The organism is Achromobacter sp. Marseille-Q4962, from assembly GCF_943737005.1.
In the GTDB taxonomy this organism is placed as follows: domain Bacteria; phylum Pseudomonadota; class Gammaproteobacteria; order Burkholderiales; family Burkholderiaceae_B; genus Achromobacter.
Map to the genome: position 1 here is coordinate 91,893 of NZ_CALSFU010000015.1, position 26,453 is coordinate 118,345.

Consider the following 26,453-nt stretch of genomic DNA (forward strand, 5'->3'; position numbering starts at 1 on the left):
GCTGCATGACGCAGGCACGCGCCGTAAGAAGAAAACGCAAGGAAAAAAAGCAACGGGCGGGCTGGCCCGCGCCCCCTCAGCGGCCACCGCCCTGCCCGATCAGGCGTGCGCGGTCCGCCAGGTCGCCGAACGCGGCCATGGCCCCCCACCCGGCCAGGGGCACCGCGACGGCGGACGCCAGCCGCCGCGCCGCCCATGATGAGGGCGCACACCCCGTAATGGTCGGCACGCGGAAAGGAGAATCGCGCTTGACGAGACTGGGTAGCAGCACGTTGCCCACCGCGATGCCCGCGCCGGTGACGGCGGCGCCCGGATACAGCACCAGGCCGGGCCCAGCGACCGCACGGCGATCCCGCCCGCGACGAAAACCAGGGCGGCGAAAAGGGATCGCTCCAGGCCGTACCCGCGCGAACAGCGCCACGAAGGGAGAAATGAAGCCGAACGCCAACAGCGGCAGCGTCGCCAGCAGCCCGGCCTGCGCGGGCGACAGCGCAAAGGCTTCCTGCAGGGTTTCCAGCACCGGCGCCACGCTGGTGATGGGCGCGCGCAGGTTGGCGGCGATGAGCAGCAGGCCCGCAAGCAGGCTCAAGGGGCGCGTAGCGGCCAGGGCGGCCTGTCGTTAAGTCATGGAAACACGTCGGAATCGGATCGGGCAAGGCTCCCACCTTGCCCCAACGCGCGCATCTGCCGCCGCTTCGCACAGCCCGGCGCGGCCGCGCTGCTGGAGCAACTGGCGCGCATACCGGTCGAGCGTCTCTACCTGCCGGTGTCCGGCGACGAACGGCTGCGCCGCATCGCCCAGCGGGCTTTCCGGACATCCCGAAGACCGGCGCGAAAAGCGATTCCACCCACGACCGCTGCACAAGCCCGGAAAACCGTGTATAATTGCTGTCTTTGGTTGACACGCGATGTTTTTCGGCAACGCGGCCTGATGAAGAAAGCAGGCGGATGAAGAAAGCAGGCAAATCAAGCCCGTCGAAAAAGCAAGCGGCGCGCCCCCGGCGCACCCAAGCGTGAAATCCACGCGGGAATAGCTCAGTTGGTAGAGCGCAACCTTGCCAAGGTTGAGGTCGCGAGTTCGAGACTCGTTTCCCGCTCCAAATATACAAAAAGGAAGCAACGGCCCTCCCCGCGCTTCCTTTTTTCTTGCAGTACTGGCGCAATGGCAGAGTGGTTATGCAGCGGATTGCAAATCCGTGTACGTCGGTTCGATTCCGGCTTGCGCCTCCAAAGAATCCCATCAAGGCCCGCGATCTTCGCGGGCTTTTTGTTGCGGGTTCCGTGGCCGCAGGCCGGCCCGCGACAACCCTGCCCCGTCTTTTCGAGTCGGTCATCCGTCGGGCCGCCTCCCTTCCCGTCGTCAAACCGGCAGGCGATCCCGCGCCTGCCTGGCCATTCGTCGCCAGCCCCGGAAATAAAACGACTGATCCGCTACCTTTTTTTACCCTCGTAAGGTATATTCCCGCATAGAGTTACATAACGCTACATAAAGATATGTTGACGGCGGATTGGGATCACTTGCGTGAAGCGGCTGCGAACACGATGCAGCTCGCCCTGGAAACGGTCAGAAACCTCGAGGTAGAGACTTCCACGATGGTTGCCGCGGGCGTCATGGCGTATCTCGCCAGGCGCATCTGGAGACGACGCGCCGCCCGGATCGCCGAACTGAACGCGCTGATTCCCATCTACGGCAAGAAACTCTCGCACCAGATTCTGCGCGACCGGCGCGCCTCTTCCAACTACATCATGCCGCCCCGCTCGGACGATGACGAGCCCTGGAGCTGGCGGAGCTGAAGGCGGGCGATCCGAGACGCGCTTGCGGATCCGCGGGCCTGCGGACCCGCACGCCCGAGCAGCAGCATCCGGTTACCCTCGCCTACGCCCAGTCAGGCAATGGCCTGTTAAGGTGGCCCCGTTTTCCACTGACGGTCACGTCCCATGCGCAAACCCTCGCTCTCCCGACCCTGTACCGGCCTGCTGAACCTGTCCGCCGCGGCGCTGCTCGCGCTCGCGCCATTCGCCGCGGAGGCCGATCACGACCGCCACCGCCACCGGCACGGACGCGAATACAAGGAAAAATACTGGGACGGCGCCTGCAAGGTGGAGCGGCAATGGAAGCGCAACGGCGAATATCGTGAAAAGCGCAAATGCCGCCCCGACTACGGCTATGCTTATGCCGTGCCCCGCGCGGCCGTGCAGCCGGTCGTGCCCGCCATCGTGATCAATCCGCCGCCCATCGTCATCCGGCCCTGACCCCATGCCATGGATCCCTCGGTAAAAGATGCGCTCGCGCGCTGGCCCAACGTCCCGGCCGTCTACGGCTGGCTGTCGCTGGACGCGCGCGGCCGCTGGCGCTTCCATCCCGAAGGCCGGGCGGCCGAAGGCGGGCCGGGGGAATCCATCACCAATACGCAGATCCTCGGCTTCATCGACCGCAACTACGGTCATGACGAGCAGGGGCGCTGGTTTTTCCAGAACGGGCCGCAGCGGGTATACGTCAGGCTGGACGCGGCGCCGTGGGTGCTGCGGCTGTCGGACGACCAGCGCAGGCTGCTGACCCATACGGGCCGGCCGGTCCAGTCGGTGCTGGGCTGGCGGCTGGACGAGGACGGCCGCCTGTATGCGCGGACCGAGGCGGGTGCGGGTGTGGTGCTGGACCGCGATCTGCCCATGCTGCTGGAAATCCTGCGTACCCCCGACGGCCGTCCGCTGCTGGACGCGCTGGAGGGCGCGCCGCCTCCGGCTATTTCGTTTCCGGGCGCATACGAGCCGGCCCCCCTGGCCTCTCTTGCCCGGGCGGAGGCGGCCGCATGCCTGGGCTTTGTGGCCGACCCCGCGCCCGCCCCGGAATGACTCCGCCCGCGCAAGCCGCGGGCATCCGGATCGCGCACCCCTAGGCGGCGGGGCGCTTGCCGGGCGCGAGCGCCAGCTTGCCGTCGCCCAGCAAGGCCAGCGCGAGCGCCGCTACCGCCAGGAAGACCGGATACTCCCAGCCGCCGCCGGGGTTGCCGAAGCCCCAGCCATTGCCGAAGTGCACGGTGGCGGCCACGAACAGCTGCACAGCCCCTACGGCGGCCACCCAGCGCGGCGCGACGCCCAGGATCAGCAGCGCGCCCGCCCCGATCTCGAAGAACGTTACCGGATAGGCCAGCCAGGAGGGAAAGCCGATCTGGCCGAAGAACCCGGCCGTGCCGGGCAGCGTGAAAACCAGCAGCTTGGTCAGGCCGTGGGCCAGGTACATGACGCCCAGCGCCAGGCGCAAAAGCAGGGCGGCGTACGGAGCGGTGCGGGAATCGATCATGAACAACCTCTGTATCGGATACGGGATAGGACTCGCCGCCCACGCGGGAGCCGTCTCGGCGCTATTCTTCCCATTCCGGAAAAGGCGATAAAGATGCAAAATCGCAAATTATTGTTCCTGTTCGGGAAATAATCGTGGATACGCATGCCGCCATGCAGACCTTTGCCAAGGTCGTGGAACTGGGGTCTTTCGCCGCGGCGGCGGACAAACTGGACCTCGCCCGCTCGGTGGTGACGCGCCAGATCGCGCACCTGGAGCACCGGTACGGCGTGCGCCTGCTCAACCGGACCACGCGCAAGCTCAGCCTGACCGATGCCGGACAGGCTTTCTACGAGCGCGTGCGCCCCATCCTCGCCGAAGTGGCCGACCTGGAACTGGCGCTGCAGGCGCAGGGCAGCACGCCCAGCGGCCGGCTGCGGGTAAGCGCGCCCGTGTCCTTCGGCATCCTGCACCTGGGACCGGCCATCGCGGAGTACCTGCAGCAATATCCCGAAGTCACTATCGACCTGGATCTCAACGACCGGGTGGTGGACCTGGTGGAAGACGGCTACGACGTGGCGGTGCGCATCGGGCCGCTGCTGGACTCGTCCCTGGTGGCGCGGCCGCTGGCGCCGCAGCGGCTGCACGTGTGCGCTTCGCCCGGCTACATCGAGCGCCACGGCGCGCCGCGGGTTCCCGAAGACCTGAAACGGCACCGCTGCCTGCACTATGCCTATGCCAGCACCGGCAACGAATGGCGCTTCGAGAAAGACGGGATCAGCCACCTGGTGCGCGTGAACGCGGCCCTGCGCGCGAACAACGGAGACGTGCTGCGCACGGCGGCCCTGGCCGGCCACGGCATCATCTTGCAGCCGGAATTCCTGATCGGCGCAGACCTGCGCGCCGGGCGCCTGGTCGCGCTGCTGGAAGACTACGCCCACACCGAGATTTCGATGTACGCGGTGTACCCGCACCGGCGGTTTCTGTCCCCCAAAGTGCGGTCCTTCGTGGAGCACCTGGAGCGCCGCTTCGGCGCCTCGTCCGAGGATCGCGCAGGGCCGCGCCGCACCCGTTAGAATCGTGCCCATGACCGACAAACCGCCTCTCGTCTATTTTCCCGCGCCGCGCCGCGCCAATTTCTGCAGTCAGTGCGGCTCGCCGGTCAGCCGGCGCGTGCCGGAAGGCGACAACCGCGAACGCGACATCTGCGACCATTGCGGCGCCATCCATTACCAGAATCCGCGCCTGGTGGTGGGCACCGTGCCGGTGTGGCAAGACCGCGTGCTGCTGTGCCGCCGCGCCATCGAGCCCCGCTACAACACCTGGACGCTGCCGGCGGGCTTCATGGAGCTGGGCGAAAGCACCGCGCAGGGCGCGGCCCGCGAAACCCTCGAGGAATCGGGCGCGCGCGTGCGGCTGGGCGAGATCTACACCATCATCGACGTGCCGCAGATAGAACAGGTGCACGTGTTCTATCTCGCGCACGCCGCCGGCCCCGAACTGGACCCCGGGCCCGAGAGCCTGGAAGCCCGCTACTACGACGAAGCGGAAATCCCCTGGGACGACCTGGCGTTCCGCACCGTCGTCACCACGCTGCGGCACTTTTTCGAAGACCGCAAGCGCGGCATGTTCGGCCCTCATCACTACACGCTCGAATCGCACCGTTGAAGCTGCCCTGGCTCGCCGCAGACACGCCTTTCCCGCCAGCCTACACAGCGCTGCGCGACCCGGACGGCCTGCTCGCCGCGGGAGCCGATCTTTCGCCGCGCCGCCTCGCGCAGGCGTATTCCAACGGCATCTTTCCCTGGTACTCGGAGGGCGAACCGATACTGTGGTGGAGTCCCGATCCGCGCATGGTGCTGGCCTGCCGGGACTTCGCACCATCTCACTCGCTGCGCAAGCTGCTGCGCCAGATCGCGCGCCATGAACATGAGGCTCCGCGCGTGCGGGTCCGGGTCGACACCGCCTTTGCGGAAGTCATGGCGCAATGCGCCTCCCCCCGCGAGGGACAGCCCGGCACCTGGATCACGGCCGCCATGCAGCAGGCGTACCGCCAATGGCACGAGGCGGGCTTCGTGCACAGCATAGAAACCTGGATCGACGGCGAACTGGCCGGCGGGCTCTACGGCATCAGCCTGGGACGCATGTTTTTCGGCGAATCCATGTTCACCCGCGTGCCCAACGCCTCCAAGATCGCGCTGGCCTATCTGGTGCGGTTCCTGCAGGCGCAGGGCGTGGCCTGGATCGATTGCCAGCAGCAGACCCGGCACCTGGCCAGCCTGGGCGCGCGGCCCGTGCCGCGCGCCGCGTTCCTCGAACACGTGCGGCGGGCGACGGCGCGCGCGCCCATCGCCTGGACGCGCGGCTGGCTGGACAGCGCCGGCCGCCTGCATCCCGGAAGCGGCGCGGAACCCGCCCCCGGCGGCGTTAATATGTAGGCATCCCTTGCGGGCAGGCGTGCCGGCGGGATACGGGGATATTCATGAGCCAGCTCAAAGAGTTACCTTTCTCCACGCTGCAGTTCTACGCGACCGCGCCCTACCCCTGCAGCTACCTGCCCGGGCGGCAGGCGCGCTCCCAGGTCGCCGCGCCCGGCCACCTCATCAACGCCGGCACTTATTCGCAGCTCGTGGAGCAGGGCTTCCGGCGCAGCGGGCTGTTCACGTACCGGCCGCATTGCGATAACTGCCAGGCATGCGTGCCCGTGCGCGTCGATGCCGCGGCCTTCGCGCCCAACCGAAGCCAGCGGCGGGCGTGGCGCAACCATCGGAATCTGCGCGCCTTCGTGGCCGAGCTGGCCTGGTCGCCCGAGCATTACCGGCTGTACACCCGCTACCAGCAGGGGCGCCATCCGGGCGGCGGCATGGACGAGGACAGCCGCACCCAGTATGCGCAGTTCCTGCTGACCAGCCGCGTCAACACGAGGCTGGTCGAATTCCGCGACGGCGAAGACCAGTTGATGATGGTGTCCATCATCGACGTGCTGGACGACGGCCTTTCCTCCGTCTACACCTTCTATGACCCCGACGTGCCGGGCAGCCTGGGCACCTACAGCATCCTGTGGCAAATCGAGCAGTGCCGCACGCTGGGCCTGCCCTGGCTCTATCTGGGATACTGGATCCGCGACAGCCGCAAGATGTCGTACAAGTCCGGCTTCCGGCCCGCCCAGCTCCTGGTGCGTGGCGCCTGGCGCGAGGCGGATTTCGACCCGCCCGCCTAGCCGGATCTGATCTGGCGCGGCCGGCAAGGCGCGGCCGGCGAGGCGCGGCCTGCCCCAAGTCGCTCTACAATCGCGCCTTATGTCTATTCTCTTCCACGCCTATCCCCTGGCCCGCACGGCGCTCTTCGCCATGGATGCGGAAACCGCCCACGAAGTCACGCTGTCGGGGCTGCAGCGCGCCTATGACTGCGGCGCCACGCGCAGGCTGCTGCATGCGCAGCCCAAGGCGCCCTGCACCCTCATGGGCATGAGACTCTCGAACCCGGTCGGACTCGCGGCGGGGCTGGACAAGAACGGCGCCTACATCGACGCGCTCGGCAACCTGGGCTTCGGCTTCGTGGAAGTGGGCACGGTCACGCCGCGCGCCCAGCCGGGCAATCCCAAGCCGCGCATGTTCCGCCTGCCGCGCGCGCAGGCGCTCATCAACCGGCTGGGGTTCAACAACCAGGGGCTGGATGCTTTCCTGGCCAACGTGCGGCGCAGCCAGTGGCGCAGCCAGGGCGGCGTGCTGGGGCTCAACATCGGCAAGAACGCCGACACCCCCATCGAGAACGCGGCGAGCGACTACCTGATCGGGCTGGAAGGCGTATACCCCCACGCCGACTACGTCACGGTGAATATTTCTTCGCCCAACACCAAGAACCTGCGCGCCCTGCAGGGCGGTGACGAGCTGTCGGCACTGCTGGACCGGCTGGCGGACAAGCGCCGCGAACTGGAAGACCGGCATCAGCGGCGCGTGCCCATCGCCGTGAAGATCGCGCCCGATCTGACCGAAGAGCAGATCGACGCCATTGCCGGAATCCTGCCGCGCCACGGCATCGACGGCGTCATCGCCACCAACACCACGCTGTCCCGCGAGGCGGTGGCCGGCATGGCGCACGCCGACGAGGCGGGCGGCCTGTCGGGTGCGCCGGTGCACGAGCTGTCGCTGGCGGTGATCCGCCGCCTGCGCCAGAAGCTGGGCGCGGACATGGCCATCATCGGCGTGGGCGGGGTAATGTCGGGGCGGCATGCCCGCGAGAAGATCGAAGCCGGCGCCAACGCGGTGCAACTGTACACCGGCCTCATCTACCGGGGCCCGGCCCTGGTCGGCGAATGCGTGAGCGCGCTGGCGCGGGCGTAAAAAAAGGCCACCCGTGGGTGGCCCTAATTCCAGCTCTGCTCTGTCACTCAACAGTACTACATAACTGCGGTTTGCGCACCGCCTGCGTTCGGCCCGGGATGTAAATCCCGGACCAGGCCCCATGATCCGTTACCGGACTCAGGCGCTGCGGCGGCTGCGGCTGGCAACCTTGGTGGCGGCGTCGGCGGCGTCCGAGGCAGCCTTGAAGGTCGCGTTGGCGGCGGCGTTCAGGTTCGATTCGGCGACTTCGGCGGCCTGCTTGGCAGCCTTGGACAGCGAATCGTAGGCGCTGGTCGCGGTGGCCAGCGAGGACTTGATCAGCGCGACGGCGCTTTCCGAGCCGGCGGGAGCGTTCTTGGAGAACTGCTCGACGGCGTCGGACAGCTGCTGCTGCGTTTCGGCGATCTGCGCTTCAGTCAGCTTGGCCAGGTTGCCCTGCACGCCGGCCACGATGTCGTAGACGTGCTTGCTGTAGGCCAGGGCCTTCTCGGCGCCGGGCTGCAGCAGGCCGGTGGCGAAGGCGGCGGCTTCCTGCGGATCCTTGACTTCGACGGCCTGCTGCGACTTCTGGGCGACTTCGTCCAGGGTGGCGCGCACGACCTTCAGATTCAGTTCAACGAGCTTTTCGAAGCCCGCGAAAACGGCGGATTGGGCAGCCAGAAAGGTGTTGACGCTGGCTTTCTGACGGTCCAGGACTTGTTGCGGAATAGTGCTCATAGGATGCTCCTATCGGTGCCGGACGCGCCGGCAAGGTGGGTGTCTGCGACGAAAGAAAAAAACGTGCGCGGATACTGGTACTACACGCAACCGCCGGCTCGTTTGATGCACTGCACAATGCACATTCTAGGGGCCTCAAAAAACTTGTCAAGCAGTTTTTGTGCAACGCAACAACTGTTTGCACTTTCGTGGGGCATGCGGGCTCGGGCCTTGATCTGGCACAAGATTCCGCTTCGCGTTGGGGAAATACCGGACTGACTCCGTACCCAGTCTTCCCTACACTCGCGGCACACTGGTGTGATTCAAACTATTACAAACCGGTATCCCATAACGACTACGCAGCACAGCAAACCCTGCATTGGAGACCCCATGAATTTCCTCCCCCGCACGCTTTCGGCTCTCTTCGCCGCCAGCGCCCTGCTCGCGGCCGGCGCTGCCCACGCCGAATACCCGGACCACCCCATCAACATGGTGGTGCCTTTCGCCGCGGGCGGCCCGACCGACAACGTCGCGCGCTCGCTGGCTGAGGCCATGCGGACGTCTCTGGGCCAGACGGTCGTGGTCGAAAACAAGGGCGGCGCCGGCGGCACGATCGGCACCACCCAGGTCGCGCGCTCGCAGCCCGACGGCTATTCCGTCCTGCTGATGCACGCCGGCTTCTCGACGGCGCCCTCTCTCTACAAGAACCCCGGCTACGATCCGTACAAGAGCTTCGAGCCCATCGGCCTCGTGGTGGACGTGCCCATGACCGTCATCGCGCGGTCGGACTTCCCGCCCAACACCATCCAGGAACTGGCCGAGTACGTCAAAAAGAACAAGGACAAGGTTTCGCTCGCCAACGCCGGCATCGGCGCGGCCAGCCACCTGTGCGGCACCATGCTCCAGGAAGCCCTGGGCGTGCAGCTGCTGACCATTCCCTACAAGGGCACCGCTCCCGCCATGAACGATCTGCTGGGCAAGCAGGTGGACATGCTCTGCGACCAGACCACCAACACCACGCAGCAGATCGACGCCGGCAAGGTGAAGGCCTATGCCGTCACCAGCCTCAAGCGCGTGCCCACGCTGCCCAAGCTGCCCACCATGGACGAGTCGGGCTACAAGGGCTTCGAAGTCGGCATCTGGCATGGCATGTGGGTGCCGAAAGGCACGCCCAAGCCCGTGGTGGACAAGCTGGTCAAGGCCTTGCAGGCCGGCCTGGCCGATCCCAAGTTCCAGGAGCGCATGAAACAACTGGGCGCCACCGTGCTCACCGCGGAAGCCAATCCGCAGGCGCTGGAAGCCAAGGTGAAGCAGCAGGTGCCGCAGTGGGCCGAGCTTTTCAAGAAGGCGGGCGTCGAGCCGCAGTAAGCCGCGCGGCCGCCCCTCCCCGGCAAACGCCCTGCGATTGTGAACTGCCCCCGAAGGTTGGATTCGTCCAACTTTCGGAGGGCAGTTCAGATGCGGGGCGTTTTCTTTTCAAGAAGGCGGTTCTTCGCGCGATGCGCGGCGCGCGGGCCGGGCGGCGGAATGCCGCGGCTACACGCGGGCGGTGGTTTCGGGCGCGGGCAGGCCGTTGAAGCCGCCGGGGCCCGCGCCGGGCGGCTCGTAGCCCAGCGCCTCGGAAATTTCGGCGGCGGTGTCCACCAGCGCCTTGATCCATTCGTCCTGCAGGCGCTCCGCCGGCGCCGAAATGGACAGGCCGGCCACCAGCTTGCCGGTGTCGTCGTAGATGCCGGCCGCGATGCAGCGCACGCCCAGTTCCAGTTCTTCGTTGTCGCGCGCGTAGCCGTGGCGGCGCACCAGCGCCAGTTCGCGCTCGAGGCGGTCGAGGTCGGTGAGGCTGTTGCGGGTGTGGCCGGCCAGCCCGGTGCGCAGCGCGTAGGCGCGCACCTGGCGGGAGTCGGCGGTGGACAGGAACAGCTTGCCCGTGGAGGTGAGGTGCAGGGGCGCCCGGCCGCCGATGGCCCGCACCACCTGCATGCCGGAACGCTCGCTCCAGGCGCGCTCGATGTAGACGATTTCGTCGCCCTGCTGCACCGAAAGGTTGATGGTCTGGCCCGTGAGCTTATGCAGCGAACGCATGGCCGAGATCGAGGCCTCGCGCACGTTGAGCCGCCCCTTGACCAGCGAGCCCAGTTCCAGCAGACGCATGCCGAGCTGGTAGAGGCCGTTATCCACGCGCTCTACGTAGCGCCCCACCACCAGGTCGTTCAGGATGCGGTGGGCCGTGGAGGCGTGCAGGCCCGTGGTGGCCGAGAGCTCCTTCAGGGTGACGGGGTCGGGCTGGGCCGCCAGCGCGTCGAGCAGCCGCATGGCCCGCTCGATGACCTGGATGGCGATGGGATGGGACGAGGCGCCATCGTGCTCGGCGTCCGGGGCATTGCGTGAATTGGGCAGACGGGACATAGATTGACGGAAAGGGCTTGGCGGCACGGCCATGGCACAGGGGTTTTGCGGCAATGCAGCAAACAAATCTTTCCCGTATTGTGAAATTTAGCGACCCGTTTGGCAATTGGTTTTTTTAATCGGATTGCGACGGATCGCAACGCCGGACGCTCAGGCGGCGGGCGGCGCCAGCTTGCCGCCCAGGCGCAGCACCTCGGCGCGCAGGTATTCCAGCGCGGCCGCCGCCGCCTCGGGCTCGCCCTTGACGCCCAGGTCGATGTGCGGCGTGCCGCCCGCCTCGCCCACGCTGGGCAGGCTGAAGGCGCGCACCCCCGGCCAGCGGCTTTCGACCGTGAGCATGGCGGGCGTGATGCGCGATTCGGGCATGCCGAACACCAGGAAGGAATGCTCGACGTGCGCGCGCGCATGCTGCAACGCACGATAGCGGGTGTCCAGCGTCCATTCGAGCATGGGCCAAGCCATGACCGGAAATCCAGGCACGAAGGTGTGATCGCGGATGAAGAAGCCGGGAATGCGGTTGTACGGGTTGGGCACGATTTCACAGCCCCGGGGAAACACGCCCATCTGCAGCCGCTGCTGGTTCTCGGGCGTGCTCATGTCGGCCGAGCCCTGGCCCTTGGCCGCCATCTCGGCAGCCCGCTGCGCGATGGCCTCGGCCGCCTGGGGATGCAGCTCCAGGGGCAGCCCCAGCGCCTCGGCCGCTGCCTGGCGGGTGTGATCGTCGGGCGTGCCGCCGATGCCGCCGCAGGAGAACACCACGTCGCCGCTGGCGAAGCTGCGGCGGTAGGCCTCGGCCAGGCGGGCGCGGTCGTCGGGCAGGAATTCGGCCCACCCCAGCTGCATGCCGCGCGCCGAGAGCATTTCCACGACTTTGGAAAAATGCTTGTCCTGCCGGCGGCCGGAGAGGATTTCGTCTCCGACGATGATAAGGCCGATGCGGCGGGCGGCGGTTTCTGCGGACATGATGGGGTTCCGGATAGCGGTGAAAGGGGAAGGATCAGACGTCGATGGTGCGCTGCTGGCGCAATTGCCGCAGCGCATCCAGCCCGTAGTGCGCATACACCAGCGCGGAAAACACGGGCAGCACCACCCAGGCCGGCGGCAGCAGGTTCAGCAGCGAGCAGACCAGGCCGATGATCCAGAAGCCGACGTTGTTGCGCTTGAGCAGGATCTGGCGCTCGGCGGGACTGGCGTGCTCGACGATGGCGTCCACGCGCATCATCCGCGAAAAAGCGAAGGCCCACCAGAACACCGACAGCACCACGGCCATGGGAGGCACCAGCCACAGGGGCAGCGTCAATACCCACCCCAGCGCGAACGCGAGCGACACCCACACGGCGTTCCACACGCTGACCGCCGTGGAAAAACGGCCCTGCCGCGCCACGCCGGCGTACTCGCGCTCGCTCACGTGCCGCAGCACCAGCGGCATGACGAACACCGCCGCGATGGCCAGGCCCAGGATGCCCGACACGGGCAGCAGGATTCCGGCCGCGATAACGGGCACCAGATAGAGCTTGAGGGAGAACAGCCCCACCGCGACCAGCCAGTCATCCACGCGGTTGACCATGTCCCATTGGGAGGCTTCCATGCGCAGCCAGTCGGTCAGGGGCGTCCAGAACAGCCAGAGCAGAACGATGGCGCCCACCAGCGCGATCAGGAACGGCAGCAGCACGGCGAACAGCATGCTCGGATGGCATTGCGACACCAGGGCGCGCTTGAATGCCTGGGCCACGCCCGCCGCGCCCGCGCTCGCGCGGGGCGAAAATCCTGGACGCGATTCGGACGTATCGGACTCGGGGCGCAGTGCGTTCATGGCAGGCAGGCGTGAATGGACAACCCGGGTATGATAGTCAAACACGTCCTGATCTGCTTCACATGCCCCTACTCGTTCCCGGCGCCGACCTGGGCGCCCTGCGCGATCGCCTCGGATCGCCCGATACCTGGCTCATTGCGTGTTTCTGTGCCGCCTGGTGCGATACCTGCGGACAATACCGCCCCCGTCTCCAGGCACTTTCCGACACCCTGCCGCAGCACGTCTTCGCATGGATAGACATCGAAGACCATGAAGAACTGCTGGGCGAGGAAGACGTGGAGAACTTCCCCACTCTGCTGGTGCAGGCCGGCCCGCGCACGGTGTTCTACGGCCCGATGCTGCCCCACATCGGCCACCTGGAGCGGCTCCTCGACAGCCTGGGGCCGGACAGCCCGGCCGTGGCGACCGCCCTGCCCGACCTGCGCCGGCTGCTGCGCGGCTGAACCTTCCGGCCGCGCCAGGCGCGGCCCGCTGCGGGGAGCCTCGAAAGCCGCGTACGAACGACCGCGAGGGCTCAGGCCTTGCGGCTGCCGCCCAGCAGGACGGCAAGCTGGCGCTTGGGCGCCGCGCCGTTCTTGGGCGCGGGCGCGTCTTCGGCGCGCGGCGCCGGCGCCGGCGCGGCGGACGGCTCGTAAGGCTTGTAGAAAAAATCGTCCGCCGGCTGGCGCGGCGCCGATGCCGCATGGCCCGACCGGCGCTCCGGACGGCCGCGGCTTTCGCGGGCGCCGCGCTCTTCGCCCCGCCCGTGGCTGCGGGCGAGCAGGTCGGCCGGCACTTCCAGCGTGCCGCGCGGCACCTGGCGCTTGATGAGTTTCTCGATGTCGAGCAGATAGCGCTCTTCGTCGGGCGTGAAGAGGGCGATGGCTTCGCCCGAGGCGCCCGCACGGCCGGTGCGGCCGATGCGGTGCACGTAGTCTTCCGCATTGTGCGGCAGGTCGTAGTTGATGACGCAGGGCACGCCCGCCACGTCCAGGCCGCGCGCGGCCACGTCGGTGGCCACCAGCACCTCGAGCTCGCCCGCCTTGAAGGCGTCCAGCGCCTTCATGCGGTCGGCCTGGGTCTTGTCGCCATGGATCGACTCGGCTTTCACGCCGTCGCGCTCCAGTTGGCGCGCCAGGCGCGCGGTGCCGATCTTGGTGTTGGAGAACACGATGACCTGGTTCAGCCCGCGCGACTTGACCAGGTGGACCACGGCGGCGCGCTTGGCTTCGCCGGACATCTTGTAGGCGATCTGGCTGACCGTGTCGGCGGTGGCGTTGCGGGCCGCGACCTCGATCTCGACCGGATGGTTCAGGTACGAACGGCCCAGCTTGCGGATCTCGTTGCTGAACGTGGCCGAAAAGAGCAGGCTCTGGCGCTGGGCGGGCAGCAGCCGGATGATGCGTTCCAGGTCGGGCAGGAAGCCCATGTCCAGCATACGGTCGGCTTCGTCCAGAACCAGGATGCCCACCTGGCCCAGGTTGACGTTCTTCTGCTCCACGTGGTCCAGCAGGCGGCCGGGCGTGGCGACCAGCACCTCGCAGCCGCGGCGCAGCGCTTCTTTCTGGGGGCCGATGTCCACGCCGCCGAACACCACGGCCGAACGCAGCGGCGTCTGCTTGCTGTAGCGCTTGACGCTTTCGTAGACCTGGTCCGCCAGCTCGCGGGTCGGCGCCAGGATGAGGGCCCGCACCGGATGGCGGGCCGGCGAGGCGCTGGTGTTGGCCAGCGGCATGAGGCGGTGCAGGATGGGCAGCGTGAAGGCCGCGGTCTTGCCGGTGCCGGTCTGCGCGGCGCCCATGACGTCCCGCCCGGCGACGACGACCGGAATGGCCTGGGCCTGGATGGGGGTGGGAGTGGTGTAGCCGGTTTCGGCGATGGATTGCAGCAGAAGCGGATGCAATCCGAAATCGGCGAAAACGGGCGCGGGCGCGTCGGGGTTGGATGCTACGGTTTGAGTAGATTCAGTCATCAGGGTTGGGCAAGCGCCGGACCAGGTAAAAAGAACAAAACGAGAGTGCTGCATGCACCGCGCCGCATGGATATCGAACCCCCGGATTGCGCGGCACGCACGCTGGCGTGCCGACGGCGCGCGGTTTTCCGCGGCGGCGATCCGCGGTCAGCCGGGCAAGCCATGCGGCGCATTCTGGAACGGATATCCGTGGGGCAGTACCAAGCCCGGATTGCTGTGGATCGCATAATTTTAGCGCAGGCCGGCTCTGCGGCTGTCAAGCCGGGCCCTGACGCCTTCCGGCCCGGGCCTGGGAGGCCCCGCCGGGCGGCCGCCGGCGGATGGCCGCGTCCGCGGGCCGTACAGGCTACTGGCGAGTAACCCCGATCAGCCCGCCAGCCAGCGCAGGCCCCACAGGACCAGCATGCCCGCCACGATGACGAGCACCGCGCTGCGCGTGCGCAGGAACACCAGGATGCCCACGACGCCCGCCACCAGCTTGTAGTCGAACACCGGCCCCAGCCCGGCCTTCCAGGGCAGCAGGTCGGGCACCACGATGGCGGTGAGCGCCGCCGCCGGGGCATAGCGCAGCGCGCGGCGCACGTGGTCGGGCAGCGGGATGTAATCGCCGAACAGCATGAAGCCGGCGCGGGTCAGCACGCTGCAGAGAGTCAGCAGCAGGATGGCCGAATAGACGTAGATCTCGGAAGGCCAGAGTGTCATGCGCGCGCCTTGAAATAGCGTTCCGCCCAGATGCCGGCCCCCACGCCCGCGATGACGGCGGCCGCCAGGCCCAGCCGCAGCGGCAGCGCCTGCCCCACCCAGGCGACCACGCCCGCCGCCAGCATGGAGATCAGCATGGGCCTGGAGTTGGCCAGCGGCACCGTGATGGCCAGCAGCGCCAGCACCGCGGCGAAATCGAGCGACCAGGCCGCCGGCACCAGCGTGCCCATGTAGATGCCCGCGATGGACGAGGTCTGCCAGACCAGCCATCCGGGCGCGATCGTGCCGAGGAAGTACCAGAGCTGCTCGCGCGTGCCGCGCTCGGCCGCGTCGCCGTAGCGGGGCATGAAGAGCACGAAGCCCATGTCCGTGGTGAAGTACCCCAGGCCCAGCCGCTTGGGCCAGGACAGGTGGCGGAAATAAGGCTGCAGCGCCGCGCCGAAGATGATGAAGCGCAGGTTCACCACGAAGCCGGCGGCGAAGACCAGCCAGAGCGGGGCGCCGGTGGCGATGAGCGGCAGGGAGGTGAGCTGGGCCGAGCCCGCGTAGAGCAGCAGGGTCATGGCCAGCGCCATGGACTCCGTGAGGCCGGATTTCACCATGGCGACGCCGGTGACCAGCCCCCAGGTGGCGGTGGCGACGAGGGCGGGAACGATGGCATGCACGCCGGCGCGGAAAGCCTCGGCACGCTCGCGGCGGGCGAGCTTCGCGTCTTCGGCGCCGGGCAACGCGGACTCAGATGACAAGGGCGGCCCCCCGGCGATTCGGACAGAACGTCATGGCACTTTGAAAAGGAAAGAAAACGCACGGCATTCCGCCAGGTCCGCCCGGCAGGCGGACGCGCGGCGCCCTGAAGCGCCCCGCCGGAGCTGAATGGCGATTATTGTAACCTCGCCGCTTGATACAATAAGCGGCCCGCGTTTTCCGAGTCTCCCGGCGGTGTGGCCCGGGACGGCAGGCCGGCGCTCATTGGGGAGACGACCATGTCTATGGCGGACCGAGACGGTTTGATCTGGTATGACGGCAAGCTGGTGCCGTGGCGCGACGCCACGACACACGTCCTGACCCATTCCCTGCATTACGGCCTGGCGGTCTTCGAAGGCCTGCGCGCCTACCAGTCCGAGATCGGCACCGCCATCTTCCGCCTCGAAGACCACACCCGGCGCCTGTTCAATTCCGCGCACATCTACCAGATGGCCATTCCCTGGGACCGCGACACGATCAACGAGGCGCAGCGGACGGTGGTGCGCGAGAACAAGCTCGAATCCTGCTATATCCGCCCGCTGGTGTTCTACGGCTCCGAAAAGATGGGCGTCTCGCCGCGAGGCGCCCGGGTCCACGTCGCCATCGCCGCCTGGCCCTGGGGCGCCTACCTGGGCGAAGAGGCCCTGTCCAAGGGCATCCGGGTAAAAGTGTCTTCCTATTCGCGCCAGCACGTGAACGTCACCATGCCGCGCGCCAAGGTCGCCACCACCTACGCCAATTCCATCCTGGCCAACAACGAAGCCCTGCAGGACGGCTACGACGAGGCCCTGCTGCTGGACACCGAAGGCTTCGTGGCCGAAGGCTCGGGCGAGAACCTCTTCATCGTCAAGGACGGCGCGCTCTGCGAACCCGAGATCGCCTCGGCCCTCACCGGCATCACGCGCTCCACCATCCACGCGCTGGCCGCCGACCTCGGCATCCCCGTGCACACCCGCCGCCTCACGCGCGACGACGTCTACATCGCCGACGAGGCCTTCTTCACCGGCACCGCCGCCGAGGTCACGCCGATCCGCGAGGTGGACAACCGCCGGATCGGCGCCGGACGGCGCGGTCCGGTCACGGAGAAGCTCCAGCAGGCGTTCTTCGACGTGGTGCATGGCCGCAACCCGAAGTACCATCACTGGTTGAGCAAAGTTTGATCCCGCGGCGCTGCCGCAGCGCCCGCCTCCCCTTCAACCCTGCCGTTCCACGGTTTTTTTCATGTCAGGAAAGTCCATGTCCGCCGCAGCCCCGGCCGCCGCCCCCCAATCCCACGAAGTCATCGAAGTCGGCGCGGAAGACCTGCCCGTCTTCTGCCCCGGCCCCAAGGCTCCGCTCTGGAGCATGCATCCCCGCGTCTTCCTCGACGTGACGCACACCGGCTCGGCCAACTGTCCATACTGCGGCGCCAGCTATCGCCTGAAGCCCGGCGCCGTCCTGCACGGCCACCACTGAGCCGGCCCCGTCCACGTTTCCGCCCCCAGCCATGTTCGCCACGCCCGACGAAGCCGAGCACGCCTTCTACGAAGCCCTGGAACAGGGAGACGCCGTCCGCCTGATGCAAGTCTGGGCCGACGACGAGGAAGTCGTGTGCATCCATCCGGGAGGCCTGCGCATCGTCGGCCATTCCGCGGTCCAGGAGTCCTGGCAGCAGGTGCTGGCCAACGGCCCCCTGCACATCCGCGCCCTGCGTCCGCTGGTGATGCAGAGCATGATGTGCGCCGTGCACGTCCTGGTGGAGCAGGTGGCGGTGCGCACCCGCGAGGGCACGCAGTTCGCCAATTGCTACGCGACGAACATCTATCACAAGGGGCCGGCGGGCTGGCGCATGGTGATGCACCACGCTTCGCCGGCGCCGGCGGAGGCCGGCGTGCTGGACCTGCACGACGTGCCCGACATGCTGCACTGAATCGGGTGGATCGTTGGCCGCTGCACGCTTAGACACGTCTCCCTGTCCCGTTCCCGCCTGGCTGCCCGGCGGCGATGCCCAGACGGTGTACGCCGCGCTTTTCGCGCAGTACCACCGCATCGCCTTCGTGCGCGACCGCGTGGACACGCCCGACACGGATTTCGTCGACTTCGACTGGACCGGCCCCGGACTCTTCCCGCACAAGGCCGCCGACGGCACGCCGGTCAGCGGCCAGCAGCCGGTCGTGAACGGCAGGACGGCGGCGGCGCGGTGGATGACCGAAGCCGACTGGAAGTCCCTGCCCCACACGCCCGATACGCCCGCGCTGATCCTCTTCCACGGGCTGGAGGGCGGCAGCACGAGCCGCTACGCGCAGTCCATCGCGCATCATTTCCGCGCGCGCGGCTGGATCGTCGTCATCGCGCACTTCCGCGGCTGCTCGGGCGTGCCCAACCGCCTGGCGCGCGCCTACTACTCCGGCGACTCGGCCGAAGTGGGGTTCCTGCTCCAGACGGTGCGCAACCGCATCCCGCACGCCAGGTGGCACGCGGTGGGGGTGTCGCTGGGCGGCAACGCGCTGCTCAAGTACCTGGGCGAGCACCAGGAAGAAACCGCCTGGCTCACGGCCTGCGCCGGCGTGTCGGTGCCGATGGACCTGGTCGCCTGCGGCAAGACGCTGTCCACCGGCGTCTTCAACCGCCGCGTTTATACGGCGCACTTTCTCAAGACGCTCAAGCACAAGGTGCTGGAAAAGGCGCACCGCTTTCCAGGCGCCATCGACGTGATGCGCATCGCCCACGCCCGCGACCTGCGCGACTTCGACGATGCCTACACGGCGCCCATGCATGGGTTCCGCAATGCGCTCGATTACTGGACGCGCGCCTCCAGCAAGCCCCTGCTGCCCGGCATCCGCGTGCCGACGCTGGTGCTCAATGCGCGCAACGACCCGTTCATTCCGCCGAGCGCCCTGCCCCGGCCCGAAGAGTGCTCGCCGTCGGTGCTGCTGCACCAGCCCAGCGACGGCGGCCACGCCGGCTTTCCGACCGGCGCCTTCCCGGCGCACCTGAACTGGCTGCCCCAGCGCCTGGGCCGCTTCTTCGAAACCGGCCTCTGAGCCCCCCGCGACGGGCGCTTTCCGACAGGGTGGACACGCTTCAGCCCGACTTGAAGCGTTCCAGGAGCTGCCTCTCCTCGGCCAGCTTGTCCTTCACTTCCTTGATTTCCACATCGATCTGCGACTGTTCGTAGAAATCGTTGGACATGCCGCGCGCCTGCTGGAGCTGGGATTCGGCGGCCGCGTAGGCGCCGGTCTGCACATAGAACTGGGCCAGGTCGCGGCGCGCCTGCACGGGCTTGCCCGTGCGCTCCTCGCTCTGGGCCAGCATCTGGTAGAGCGCGGGCTCGTCCGCCCCCCACTGCTTGATCTTCTCGCGCAGGTAGGCTTGCGCGTCGGCGTGCCGGCCCACCGCCTGCAGGGCGGTGGCGTAGGCCATGCCCAGGGCCCTCCGGTCGGGCCAGCGCCGGACAGCCGCCTGCGACAGCTCCAGGGCGCGCGCCGTGTCCTTGCGCGCCAGGGCGATATCCACGCTCAGCTTGGCCAGTTGCGGCGAGTTCTGGCCGTCGGCCGTGGCCTGCTTCCATTCGCGCTCGGCCTCGTCCAGGTTGTTGCGCGTGTAGGCCTGCAGCGCCAGCCCGTAGCAGGCCGCCGAGCGCCGCACGCCGGACAGCGCGCGCGCCTCGTCGCGCAACTGCTGCTCGGCGCTGCGCAGGCTGAGGGCGTCGCGTCCCTGCACCACGCGCATCTTGGCGCGCAGATACCAGAAATCGTCGCTGTCGAGATGCTGCCTGGGCGGCAGCGACCGGATGCGGTTCTGCACGTCGGACATGCGATCGATGGACAAGGGGTGGGTGCTGGCCCAGGAGCCGCCGCCCGCCCCTTCGTTCAGGCGCGATGCATTCATGAGGCGCGCGAACATCTGCGCCATGCCGCCGGGGTCATAGCCCGCCTTGGTGAGCATCTGCAGGCCGGCCCGGTCGGCTTCGCGTTCGGCGTCGCGCGAGAAGCCGAGCTGGCGGTTGATGGCCGCCGCCTGCCCGAACGCGGCCACCCCCATGGCGAGGTTGCCGCCGCCGCCCGCCAGGGCGGCCAGCAGCGCGCCGGCCAGGCTGGCCAGCATGACCATGCCGTTCTGGTTCTGCTGCGTCATGCCGCGCGCGATGTGCCGCTGCACCACGTGGCCGATTTCGTGCGCCAGCACGGCGGCCAGCTCGGACTCGCTGTCCGCGGCGACGATGAGGCCGGTGTTCACGCCGATGTAGCCGCCCGGCATGGCAAAGGCGTTGATTTCCGGATCGCGGACGCCGAACATCTCCACGTCGGGCACGGCGCCGGGCGAGTAGGAGGCCAGCTTGCGGCCCATGGTGGTCAGATACTGGGAAAGCTCGGAGTCGTCCACGTAGGTGGGATCGCGCCTGCCCTGCGCCATGATGGCCTGCCCCAGGCTGCGCTCGAGCATGGGCGAGAGTTCGGAAGCCGAGGCCGTTCCCATGGAAGGCAGCCCCACCGGCTGGGCCCAGGCGGCGACCGGCACGGCGGGCAAGGCCAGCGACGCGCACAGGCCGGCGATCAATCCTCGTTTTGCAATCGCGCAAATGGATGGCGTGTTCCTGCGTTTCATAACGCCTATGATAGCGATGAGCCTAAAATGTTTCATCGATACCCCATTCAACGAGGTTTCAATGCGTCCTGTCCGCAAAGCCGTTTTCCCCGTCGCCGGCATGGGTACGCGCTTCCTGCCCGCCACCAAGGCCATGCCCAAGGAAATGCTGCCCGTCGTCGACAAGCCGCTGATTCAATACGCCGTCGAGGAGGCCGTTGCCGCAGGCATCACGGACCTGATCTTCGTAACTGGCCGAAACAAACGCGCCATCGAAGATCACTTCGACTCCGCCCCCGAACTCGAGTCCGACCTGGAAAGCAAGGGCAAGCACGAATTGCTCGCCATGGTGCGCGGCATTCTACCCGCGCACGTGAACTGCCTCTACATTCGGCAATCGGCCCCGCTGGGGCTGGGCCACGCCGTGCTGACGGCCGCGCCCGCCGTGGGCGATGAGCCCTTTGCCGTGCTGCTGGCCGACGACCTCATCGACGCCGACACGCCGGCCATGAAACAGCTCGTGGACGTGGCCATGGCCCAGGACGCCAGCGTGCTCGGGGTGCAGGACGTGCCGCGCGCCGACACGCGCAAGTACGGCATCGTCGCCACCCGCGAGCACGATCCGCAGGCAGGCGGCCGCACCGAGCGCGTCACGCACATCGTGGAAAAGCCCGACCCCGGCGATGCGCCCTCGACGCTGGCCGTGGTGGGCCGCTATGTGCTGGAAGCCGCCATCTTCGACCACCTGCGCTCCATCAAGCTGGGCGCGGGCAACGAGATCCAGCTCACCGACGGCATCGCTTCCATGATGCGCGAGCGGGCGGTGTACGCGCACCGCTACGAAGGCGTGCGCTACGACTGCGGCAACAAGGCGGGCATGTTCCAGGCCACCGTGGCGCTGGGACGCAAGTACCACGGGCTGGAGCCCGAATAAGCGGCTGGCGGGCTCAGGCCGACAGCGCTTTGCCGGGCTTGTTGCGCATGCGCGCCTCGCGGTCGGCGCGGCGCAGCCGCCCCCGGCCCGACAGGCGCATCAACGTGCCCAGCGCCACCAGCAGCCCGATCACCTCGACCAGGGCGGCGGGAATCCACATGGTCAGCCCGCCGATGGTCTGGTCGGTCTGGGCCGACATCGGAATGGCCCGGCCGCACAGCTCGAAAATCGGATAGATGTCGCTTTCCGTGAAGGCGATGACGGCGCCCGCGACCATCTGCGGCGCCATGGTCAGGATGGGCGAGATCACCCGCCCGCCGGGCGACATGGCCGCGGGCGGGCTGGGCCGGCGGTCCAGGATGAGATTCCAGTACATGAATCCGCTGATCACCACCGACCAGTTCATCAGCCGGTACAGCCGCCAGTCCAGCATGGAATAGAACTGCACGGCGGGAATCAGCCACACCAGCACCAGGAACACGAACAGGGCCGGAACCAGGATCTTGTGGGTGCAGACCGCCGTCAGCGCCCGGCCCCAGGGAGTGGCCAGCCAGCGGCGCAGGCGGGCCCGCCAGGCCAGCGGCAGCCCCGCGCGCATGACCGAGCCCGGAAACGCCGCCATGACGAGCAGCGGCCCCAGGTGGTGGAGCACCAGGTGCTGGATGCGGTGGATGAAGAACATGCGCTCGGCGTAGTAGTCGAGCCGCGTGTGCATGGAGAGATACAGCAGCGCGAGCCCCGTCCAGAACAGCGCCTGGCGCGCCCACGTGACGCGATGCACCCGGCGGCCGCGCGCGAAAAGCGCGATGGCGGCCGCGAAGCCCGCCACCAGCGTGGGAGAGAACTCCCAGGGTATCAGCCATTCGAGAGAATCCATGCGCCCTATCCGGAGAACGGCCGCCCGGCGAAAGACCGCGGGGCGGGCGGCGGACGCACGCGTCCGCCCGGTGATTGTAGTGGAGGCCCGGCGGACGGCGTTCAGTAGCGGTGCGACACCCCCATTCCCGCCCTCGCGGTGCGGGAGCCGCCCGGGTCGAACTGGTTGTCCAACGTGTAATTGCGCGCGTAGCCGGCAAAGCCGTAGAGCGTCGTGCGCCGGGACAGGTCGTAGGTATAGCCCAGCGTCACGACCTGCGCCTTGCGCGCCGTCATGCCGCCGCGCCATTCCCAGTCGGGGCGGGCGATCGAGCCCTGGATGAGCACGGTTCCGGCGCCCAGGGGCAGGCTGGCGCCCAGCAGGTACGCGTCGGCGCGGCCGCCCCGCGCGAAGGCGGCCGGCCCCAGGCCGAGGCCCAGCCCGTCGGGGTCGCCGCCGTCCAGTCCCACATAGCCATTGCGCTGGCGCGTCCAGGCCGCGAACAGCCTCACCCATTCGATGTCGTACGAAACGCCGAACTGCGCCGCCTGGGGCCGGCCGACGCCGGCCGGCGCATCGGCCAGCCGCAGGCGTTCCCAGGTGGCCACCGCCAGCAGCGGCCCGCTTTCATACTTGAGGCCCGCGCTCAGGGCGCGATCGTTGTCGCGCGTGGCGTAGCGGCCCTGGTCGCCGGCATCGAACGCATAGCCCGCCCCCGCCTGCCAGCCTCCCCACACGGGCGTGAGGTAATTGAGCATGTTGCTGAACTGATAGTTGTCGGCGGCCTTGAAGGTGGCGCCCATGCCCATGTCCTTCCAGGAAGCGATCTCGAGCGCGCTGGCGAAATCCCGCCCCACGGTGTATTGCCGGCCCAGGCGCAGTTCGCCCAGGTCCGCGCGGCCCAGGCCCACCCAGGCCTGGTAGTTGAAAAGGCGGGTGTCGTCGGCGGCGCCCGACGATGGATCGAAGCCGCTTTCGAGCCGGAAACCGGCGCGCCAACCGGCCCCCAGGGACTCGGCCCCGGCCAGGCCCCACAGCGAATCGGCCAGGCCCCCGTCAAGCAGGCGCACACTGCCGCCCTGCCCCGACTGGCGCGTGGCGGCCACGCCCGCGTCGACCACGCCGTAGAAGTCCAGTTGGGGCGCGGCCGCGCCGGGCCGGGCCGAAGCCAGCGCGGCCGCCACGGCGGCGCAGCGCAGGGCCTTGATGGCGCGCCGCGACGCCGGCGCAGGGCGCGCCTTGCCCGGAAAACGGCGCTCATTGCCAGCCATAGCGGCGCACCCAGATGTGCTTGAGTCCCTGCGTGAGCGCGCAATAGCCGAGCAGGATGGCGACGAGCCAAGGGAAGTAGCTCCAGGGCAACGCCTGCAGGTGGAAATACTCCGCCAGCGGCGAGAACGGCAGCGCCAGCCCCAGCGCGACCACCATCAGCGTCATGAGCATCAACGGCCAGGCGGCGCAGCTCTGCACGAAGGGAATGCGGCGCGTGCGGATCATGTGCACGATCAGCGTCTGCGACAGCAGGCCCTCCACGAACCAGCCCGACTGGAAGAGCGTCTGGTGCCCGGGCGTGTTGGCCTGGAAGACGAACCACATGAGCGCATAGGTGGCAATATCGAACACGGAGCTGATCGGCCCGAAGAACATCATGAACCGGCCCAGCCCCTCGGGATCCCATTTCTGGGGCCGCGCCAGCAGTTCTTCATCGACGTTGTCGAAGGGAATCGCGGTCTGCGAGATGTCGTACATGAGGTTCTGCACCAGCAGGTGGATCGGCAGCATGGGCAGGAAGGGCAGGAACGCGCTGGCGACCAGCACCGAAAAGACGTTGCCGAAGTTGGAACTGGCCGTCATTTTCAGGTACTTGAGCATGTTGCAGAAGGTCTTGCGGCCCTCAATCACGCCATCTTCCAGCACTATCAGACTCTTTTCCAGCAGAATGATGTCGGCGGCCTCCTTGGAGATGTCCACAGCCGAATCCACCGAAATGCCTACGTCGGCGGCGCGCAGCGCGGGCGCGTCGTTGATGCCGTCCCCCATGAAGCCGACGGTGTTGCCCTGCCCGCGCAGCGCGCGCACGATGCGCTCCTTGTGGGCAGGGGTCAACCGGGCGAACAGGTTGGCCTGGCGCACCGCGGCCGCCAGCCGGCCGTCGTCCATGCCGTCGATGTCGGCGCCCACATAGACGCTGCTCACCTCGAAACCCACTTCGCGGCACACTTTGCGCGCGACCAGCTCCACGTCGCCCGTCAGCACCTTGACGTCGATGCCGGACGCCTTCATGGCGGCCAGCGCCGGGGCGGTGGATTCCTTGGGCGGATCGAGGAAGGCGATGTAGCCCACCAGCAGCAGGTCGGATTCGTCGGCCACGCCATAGGCCTCGCGCGCCGGGGGCATCTGCTTCACGCCCACGGCGATGACGCGCAGGCCGTCTCGATTCAGCTTCGCCGCGACGCGGCGGATGTCCTCGCGGCGCTCGTCGGTGAGCGGAAGCGCCTCGCCGCCCGCGCGCAGGCGGGTGCAAGCGGACAACACCTCCTCCAGCGCACCCTTGCAGATCAGTTCGTGGTGGTCGCGCCCGTGCTCGGTTTCGTTCACGACCACGGACATGCGGCGCCGCGAGAAATCGAACGGGATCTCGTCCACCTTGCGGTATCTGCCGGCCAGGTCCAGGCTGCGCTCGACCTCGGCGTGCTGCAGCACCGCCACATCCAGCAGGCTCTTCAGCCCGGTCTGGTAGTAGCTGTTGAGGTACGCATAGGCGAGCACGTCGTCGCAGGTTTCGCCGTAGACGTCGGTATGCCGCTCGAGCACGATGCGGTCCTGGGTCAGGGTGCCGGTCTTGTCGGTGCAAAGCACGTTCATCGCGCCCAGGTTCTGGATGGCGTCCAGGCGCTTGACCACCACCTTGCGGCGCGCCATGCGCACCGCGCCCTTGGCCAGCGTGGCGGTGACGATCATGGGCAGCATCTCGGGCGTGAGCCCCACGGCGATCGCCAGCGCGAACAGCACAGCCTCCAGCCAGTCGCCCTTGGTGAAACCATTGATGAGCATGACGATGGGCGCCATGATCAGCATGAACCGGATCAGCACCCAGCTCACGCGGTTGATGCCTTGCTCGAATTGCGTGGGCGCCCGCGACGACTGGGCGAGCCGCGAAGCCAGGCCGCCGAAATAGGTGCGGCCGCCGGTGCCGACCACCATGGCCACGCCCGAACCGCTGACCACGTTGGTGCCCATGAACGCCATGTTTTCCAGCTCCAGCGCGCTGGCGGCCTCGCCGTGCACGGCCGCGTGCTTCTCCACGGGCAGGGACTCGCCCGTCAGCGCGGCCTGCGCCACGAACAGATCCTTGGCGGCCAGGATGCGGCAGTCCGCCGGGATCATGTCTCCGGCCGAAAGCAGCACCACGTCGCCGGGCGCCAGCTCCGCCAGCGGCAGCTCCCGGCCGCGCGGCGCGCCGCCGCGCCCCGCCCGGCCCTGGCCCGGCGCCTCGTCCCGACGCAGCACCGTCGCCGTGTTCTGGACCATGGCCTTCAGGGCCTCGGCCGCGCGATTGGAACGGCGCTCCTGGATGAAGCGCAGCACGGTGGATATCGCCACCATGGACCCGATGATGAACACCGCCGTCCAGGACTGCTCGCCGGGCCCGGCCGTGTGCACGTCGGTAAGCCAGGACAGCGCGGCCAGCGCCGTCAGCAGCAGGTTGAAGGGATTGCGGTAGGACAGCCACAGGTGCAGCGGCCAGCCCAGCGGCTTTTCCTGGGCCACCTCGTTGCGGCCATGGCGGGCCAGGGCGGCCTGCGCCTGGGCCTCGGTCAGCCCGTCGCGGCCGCTTTCGTAGCGCGCATAGAGCGCGGGCAGGTCCAGGCGCGCCAGCGCCAGCATCCGGCGGTTGGCGCGCCGGGCGGCCGCGGCCGACATGGCCCCGTGGCCGTTGCGCTCAAGGATGGGCGCGCGGCGGAAATGGCCGGCGCCGCGGCGCAGCCGGGCCGCGGCGGAAAAGAAGGATTTCAGGTGTTTGAACATCGGAGTGCTCCGCTTGTCATTGGTGTTCTGGGAGACACTGACGGCCAGGCGCGGGCGAGCGCGGGCCGAACGCCGCCGCGGCCCTCGTGCGGGGGGCCGTGATCCGTCGCGTACGGGCGTGCGCAGGCGCCGG

At 68.1% G+C, this 26,453-nt stretch carries 28 protein-coding genes and 2 tRNA genes; 17 read left to right on the top strand and 13 right to left on the bottom strand.

All coding sequences use genetic code 11. The features are described from left to right. Nucleotides 1-76: 76 nt before the first annotated feature. Complete coding sequence (locus tag NGJ44_RS14880) at nt 77-589, bottom strand: MFS transporter (RefSeq protein ID WP_251864400.1); 513 nt, start codon at nt 587-589, stop codon at nt 77-79. A gap of 435 nt (nt 590-1,024) precedes the next feature. Between NGJ44_RS14880 and NGJ44_RS14885 the strand changes: the two genes are divergently transcribed. The 5 genes from NGJ44_RS14885 (at nt 1,025) to NGJ44_RS14905 (ending at nt 2,853) form a co-directional block, all read left to right on the top strand. Then, nucleotides 1,025-1,100, top strand: a tRNA-Gly gene (locus NGJ44_RS14885). A 56-nt stretch (nt 1,101-1,156) separates the two neighbouring features. After that, nucleotides 1,157-1,230, top strand: a tRNA-Cys gene (locus NGJ44_RS14890). Between the two features lie 288 nt (nt 1,231-1,518). Then, a complete protein-coding gene (locus tag NGJ44_RS14895) occupies nt 1,519-1,794 on the top strand; it encodes a hypothetical protein (protein WP_235489832.1) in 276 nt (91 codons plus the stop codon). 144 nt (nt 1,795-1,938) lie between these two features. After that, entirely contained in the window at nt 1,939-2,253 is a 315-nt protein-coding gene (locus tag NGJ44_RS14900) for a hypothetical protein (protein WP_053245206.1), read from the top strand. A gap of 9 nt (nt 2,254-2,262) precedes the next feature. Then, complete coding sequence (locus NGJ44_RS14905) at nt 2,263-2,853, top strand: DUF2946 family protein (RefSeq protein WP_053245205.1); 591 nt, start codon at nt 2,263-2,265, stop codon at nt 2,851-2,853. A 40-nt stretch (nt 2,854-2,893) separates the two neighbouring features. Here the strand turns inward: NGJ44_RS14905 and NGJ44_RS14910 are convergent, their stop codons facing one another. Beyond that, a complete protein-coding gene (locus NGJ44_RS14910; RefSeq protein ID WP_053245204.1) occupies nt 2,894-3,301 on the bottom strand; it encodes a DoxX family protein in 408 nt (135 codons plus the stop codon). A 152-nt stretch (nt 3,302-3,453) separates the two neighbouring features. Between NGJ44_RS14910 and NGJ44_RS14915 the strand changes: the two genes are divergently transcribed. From NGJ44_RS14915 to NGJ44_RS14935, 5 genes are all read left to right on the top strand, one after another. Beyond that, nucleotides 3,454-4,356, top strand: a complete 903-nt coding sequence (locus NGJ44_RS14915; protein ID WP_251864436.1) for a LysR family transcriptional regulator — start codon at nt 3,454-3,456, stop codon at nt 4,354-4,356. Between the two features lie 10 nt (nt 4,357-4,366). Continuing rightward, complete coding sequence (locus NGJ44_RS14920; protein WP_053245217.1) at nt 4,367-4,948, top strand: NUDIX hydrolase; 582 nt, start codon at nt 4,367-4,369, stop codon at nt 4,946-4,948. Continuing rightward, the gene (aat, locus tag NGJ44_RS14925) at nt 4,945-5,718 is read left to right on the top strand and encodes a leucyl/phenylalanyl-tRNA--protein transferase (RefSeq protein ID WP_251864401.1); all 774 of its coding nucleotides are present in this window, start codon (nt 4,945-4,947) and stop codon (nt 5,716-5,718) included. Before NGJ44_RS14920 ends, aat begins: the two co-directional genes overlap by 4 nt. A 44-nt stretch (nt 5,719-5,762) precedes the next feature. Further along, a complete protein-coding gene (locus tag NGJ44_RS14930) occupies nt 5,763-6,500 on the top strand; it encodes an arginyltransferase (RefSeq protein ID WP_251864402.1) in 738 nt (245 codons plus the stop codon). Nucleotides 6,501-6,579: 79 nt separating this feature from the next. Then, nucleotides 6,580-7,623 carry a quinone-dependent dihydroorotate dehydrogenase gene (locus NGJ44_RS14935; RefSeq protein WP_251864403.1) on the top strand — a complete coding sequence of 348 codons (1,044 nt, stop codon included), beginning with the start codon at nt 6,580-6,582 and terminating at the stop codon, nt 7,621-7,623. Between the two features lie 138 nt (nt 7,624-7,761). On the opposite strand, the gene phaP is transcribed toward NGJ44_RS14935, so the two are convergent. Further along, a complete protein-coding gene (gene phaP / locus NGJ44_RS14940; protein ID WP_053245211.1) occupies nt 7,762-8,340 on the bottom strand; it encodes a TIGR01841 family phasin in 579 nt (192 codons plus the stop codon). Nucleotides 8,341-8,709: 369 nt separating this feature from the next. Here phaP and NGJ44_RS14945 point away from each other — a divergent pair, with 369 nt between their 5' ends. Next, on the top strand, nt 8,710-9,687 hold the full coding sequence (locus NGJ44_RS14945; RefSeq protein WP_251864404.1) for a tripartite tricarboxylate transporter substrate binding protein BugD: 978 nt from the start codon (nt 8,710-8,712) through the stop codon (nt 9,685-9,687). A gap of 168 nt (nt 9,688-9,855) precedes the next feature. Here the strand turns inward: NGJ44_RS14945 and NGJ44_RS14950 are convergent, their stop codons facing one another. From NGJ44_RS14950 to NGJ44_RS14960, 3 genes are all read right to left on the bottom strand, one after another. After that, nucleotides 9,856-10,725, bottom strand: coding sequence for an IclR family transcriptional regulator (locus NGJ44_RS14950; protein WP_251864405.1), 870 nt, complete (start codon nt 10,723-10,725; stop codon nt 9,856-9,858). A gap of 150 nt (nt 10,726-10,875) precedes the next feature. After that, complete coding sequence (locus NGJ44_RS14955) at nt 10,876-11,688, bottom strand: competence/damage-inducible protein A (protein ID WP_251864406.1); 813 nt, start codon at nt 11,686-11,688, stop codon at nt 10,876-10,878. Between the two features lie 34 nt (nt 11,689-11,722). Next, complete coding sequence (locus NGJ44_RS14960; RefSeq protein ID WP_053245213.1) at nt 11,723-12,538, bottom strand: EI24 domain-containing protein; 816 nt, start codon at nt 12,536-12,538, stop codon at nt 11,723-11,725. Between the two features lie 62 nt (nt 12,539-12,600). Between NGJ44_RS14960 and NGJ44_RS14965 the strand changes: the two genes are divergently transcribed. Next, nucleotides 12,601-12,981 (top strand): thioredoxin family protein, encoded by a 381-nt coding sequence (locus tag NGJ44_RS14965; RefSeq protein WP_053245667.1) that lies wholly within the window; start codon nt 12,601-12,603, stop codon nt 12,979-12,981. Nucleotides 12,982-13,052: 71 nt separating this feature from the next. On the opposite strand, the gene NGJ44_RS14970 is transcribed toward NGJ44_RS14965, so the two are convergent. The 3 genes from NGJ44_RS14970 to NGJ44_RS14980 all read right to left on the bottom strand — a co-directional run bounded on the left by NGJ44_RS14970 (nt 13,053) and on the right by NGJ44_RS14980 (nt 15,937). Then, complete coding sequence (locus NGJ44_RS14970) at nt 13,053-14,489, bottom strand: DEAD/DEAH box helicase (protein ID WP_251864407.1); 1,437 nt, start codon at nt 14,487-14,489, stop codon at nt 13,053-13,055. A 366-nt stretch (nt 14,490-14,855) separates the two neighbouring features. Further along, nucleotides 14,856-15,191 carry an AzlD domain-containing protein gene (locus NGJ44_RS14975; RefSeq protein WP_251864408.1) on the bottom strand — a complete coding sequence of 112 codons (336 nt, stop codon included), beginning with the start codon at nt 15,189-15,191 and terminating at the stop codon, nt 14,856-14,858. Continuing rightward, nucleotides 15,188-15,937 carry an AzlC family ABC transporter permease gene (locus NGJ44_RS14980; RefSeq protein WP_251864409.1) on the bottom strand — a complete coding sequence of 250 codons (750 nt, stop codon included), beginning with the start codon at nt 15,935-15,937 and terminating at the stop codon, nt 15,188-15,190. Before NGJ44_RS14980 ends, NGJ44_RS14975 begins: the two co-directional genes overlap by 4 nt. A gap of 237 nt (nt 15,938-16,174) precedes the next feature. On the opposite strand from NGJ44_RS14980, the gene NGJ44_RS14985 reads away from it, so the two are divergent. From NGJ44_RS14985 to NGJ44_RS15000, 4 genes are all read left to right on the top strand, one after another. After that, nucleotides 16,175-17,095, top strand: a complete 921-nt coding sequence (locus NGJ44_RS14985) for a branched-chain amino acid transaminase (RefSeq protein WP_053246670.1) — start codon at nt 16,175-16,177, stop codon at nt 17,093-17,095. A gap of 76 nt (nt 17,096-17,171) precedes the next feature. Further along, nucleotides 17,172-17,390 carry a zinc-finger domain-containing protein gene (locus tag NGJ44_RS14990; RefSeq protein ID WP_053246671.1) on the top strand — a complete coding sequence of 73 codons (219 nt, stop codon included), beginning with the start codon at nt 17,172-17,174 and terminating at the stop codon, nt 17,388-17,390. Nucleotides 17,391-17,421: 31 nt separating this feature from the next. Beyond that, a complete protein-coding gene (locus NGJ44_RS14995; RefSeq protein WP_053246672.1) occupies nt 17,422-17,844 on the top strand; it encodes a YybH family protein in 423 nt (140 codons plus the stop codon). Between the two features lie 13 nt (nt 17,845-17,857). Continuing rightward, complete coding sequence (locus NGJ44_RS15000) at nt 17,858-18,958, top strand: YheT family hydrolase (protein WP_053246673.1); 1,101 nt, start codon at nt 17,858-17,860, stop codon at nt 18,956-18,958. 40 nt (nt 18,959-18,998) lie between these two features. On the opposite strand, the gene NGJ44_RS15005 is transcribed toward NGJ44_RS15000, so the two are convergent. Continuing rightward, nucleotides 18,999-20,522: a M48 family metalloprotease gene (locus tag NGJ44_RS15005; RefSeq protein ID WP_251864410.1), complete on the bottom strand. Its 1,524-nt coding sequence runs from the start codon at nt 20,520-20,522 to the stop codon at nt 18,999-19,001. Nucleotides 20,523-20,583: 61 nt separating this feature from the next. Between NGJ44_RS15005 and galU the strand changes: the two genes are divergently transcribed. Continuing rightward, nucleotides 20,584-21,435 (top strand): UTP--glucose-1-phosphate uridylyltransferase GalU, encoded by an 852-nt coding sequence (gene galU / locus NGJ44_RS15010; RefSeq protein ID WP_053246556.1) that lies wholly within the window; start codon nt 20,584-20,586, stop codon nt 21,433-21,435. Between the two features lie 13 nt (nt 21,436-21,448). Here galU and NGJ44_RS15015 read toward each other — a convergent pair whose 3' ends face one another. From NGJ44_RS15015 to mgtA, 3 genes are all read right to left on the bottom strand, one after another. Further along, nucleotides 21,449-22,321 (bottom strand): cytochrome c oxidase assembly protein, encoded by an 873-nt coding sequence (locus tag NGJ44_RS15015; RefSeq protein ID WP_251864437.1) that lies wholly within the window; start codon nt 22,319-22,321, stop codon nt 21,449-21,451. Nucleotides 22,322-22,413: 92 nt separating this feature from the next. Further along, the gene (locus tag NGJ44_RS15020) at nt 22,414-23,562 is read right to left on the bottom strand and encodes a porin (protein ID WP_251864411.1); all 1,149 of its coding nucleotides are present in this window, start codon (nt 23,560-23,562) and stop codon (nt 22,414-22,416) included. After that, the gene (gene mgtA, locus NGJ44_RS15025; RefSeq protein WP_251864412.1) at nt 23,549-26,320 is read right to left on the bottom strand and encodes a magnesium-translocating P-type ATPase; all 2,772 of its coding nucleotides are present in this window, start codon (nt 26,318-26,320) and stop codon (nt 23,549-23,551) included. Before mgtA ends, NGJ44_RS15020 begins: the two co-directional genes overlap by 14 nt. Between the last annotated feature and the right edge of the window lie 133 nt (nt 26,321-26,453).

Coding starts and splice junctions, on each gene's coding strand:
- NGJ44_RS14905 (WP_053245205.1), top strand. CDS start 2,263: ATGGATCCCTCGGTAAAAGATGCGCTCGCGCGCTGGCCCAACGTCCCG.
- mgtA (WP_251864412.1), bottom strand. CDS start 26,320: ATGTTCAAACACCTGAAATCCTTCTTTTCCGCCGCGGCCCGGCTGCGC.
- NGJ44_RS14990 (WP_053246671.1), top strand. CDS start 17,172: ATGTCCGCCGCAGCCCCGGCCGCCGCCCCCCAATCCCACGAAGTCATC.
- NGJ44_RS14960 (WP_053245213.1), bottom strand. CDS start 12,538: ATGAACGCACTGCGCCCCGAGTCCGATACGTCCGAATCGCGTCCAGGA.
- NGJ44_RS14965 (WP_053245667.1), top strand. CDS start 12,601: ATGCCCCTACTCGTTCCCGGCGCCGACCTGGGCGCCCTGCGCGATCGC.
- NGJ44_RS14970 (WP_251864407.1), bottom strand. CDS start 14,489: ATGACTGAATCTACTCAAACCGTAGCATCCAACCCCGACGCGCCCGCG.
- NGJ44_RS14920 (WP_053245217.1), top strand. CDS start 4,367: ATGACCGACAAACCGCCTCTCGTCTATTTTCCCGCGCCGCGCCGCGCC.
- NGJ44_RS15005 (WP_251864410.1), bottom strand. CDS start 20,522: ATGAAACGCAGGAACACGCCATCCATTTGCGCGATTGCAAAACGAGGA.
- NGJ44_RS14910 (WP_053245204.1), bottom strand. CDS start 3,301: ATGATCGATTCCCGCACCGCTCCGTACGCCGCCCTGCTTTTGCGCCTG.
- NGJ44_RS15020 (WP_251864411.1), bottom strand. CDS start 23,562: ATGGCTGGCAATGAGCGCCGTTTTCCGGGCAAGGCGCGCCCTGCGCCG.
- NGJ44_RS14955 (WP_251864406.1), bottom strand. CDS start 11,688: ATGTCCGCAGAAACCGCCGCCCGCCGCATCGGCCTTATCATCGTCGGA.
- phaP (WP_053245211.1), bottom strand. CDS start 8,340: ATGAGCACTATTCCGCAACAAGTCCTGGACCGTCAGAAAGCCAGCGTC.
- NGJ44_RS14950 (WP_251864405.1), bottom strand. CDS start 10,725: ATGTCCCGTCTGCCCAATTCACGCAATGCCCCGGACGCCGAGCACGAT.
- NGJ44_RS14975 (WP_251864408.1), bottom strand. CDS start 15,191: ATGACACTCTGGCCTTCCGAGATCTACGTCTATTCGGCCATCCTGCTG.
- NGJ44_RS14900 (WP_053245206.1), top strand. CDS start 1,939: ATGCGCAAACCCTCGCTCTCCCGACCCTGTACCGGCCTGCTGAACCTG.
- NGJ44_RS14915 (WP_251864436.1), top strand. CDS start 3,454: ATGCAGACCTTTGCCAAGGTCGTGGAACTGGGGTCTTTCGCCGCGGCG.
- NGJ44_RS14945 (WP_251864404.1), top strand. CDS start 8,710: ATGAATTTCCTCCCCCGCACGCTTTCGGCTCTCTTCGCCGCCAGCGCC.
- NGJ44_RS14930 (WP_251864402.1), top strand. CDS start 5,763: ATGAGCCAGCTCAAAGAGTTACCTTTCTCCACGCTGCAGTTCTACGCG.
- NGJ44_RS14935 (WP_251864403.1), top strand. CDS start 6,580: ATGTCTATTCTCTTCCACGCCTATCCCCTGGCCCGCACGGCGCTCTTC.
- NGJ44_RS14985 (WP_053246670.1), top strand. CDS start 16,175: ATGTCTATGGCGGACCGAGACGGTTTGATCTGGTATGACGGCAAGCTG.
- galU (WP_053246556.1), top strand. CDS start 20,584: ATGCGTCCTGTCCGCAAAGCCGTTTTCCCCGTCGCCGGCATGGGTACG.
- NGJ44_RS14995 (WP_053246672.1), top strand. CDS start 17,422: ATGTTCGCCACGCCCGACGAAGCCGAGCACGCCTTCTACGAAGCCCTG.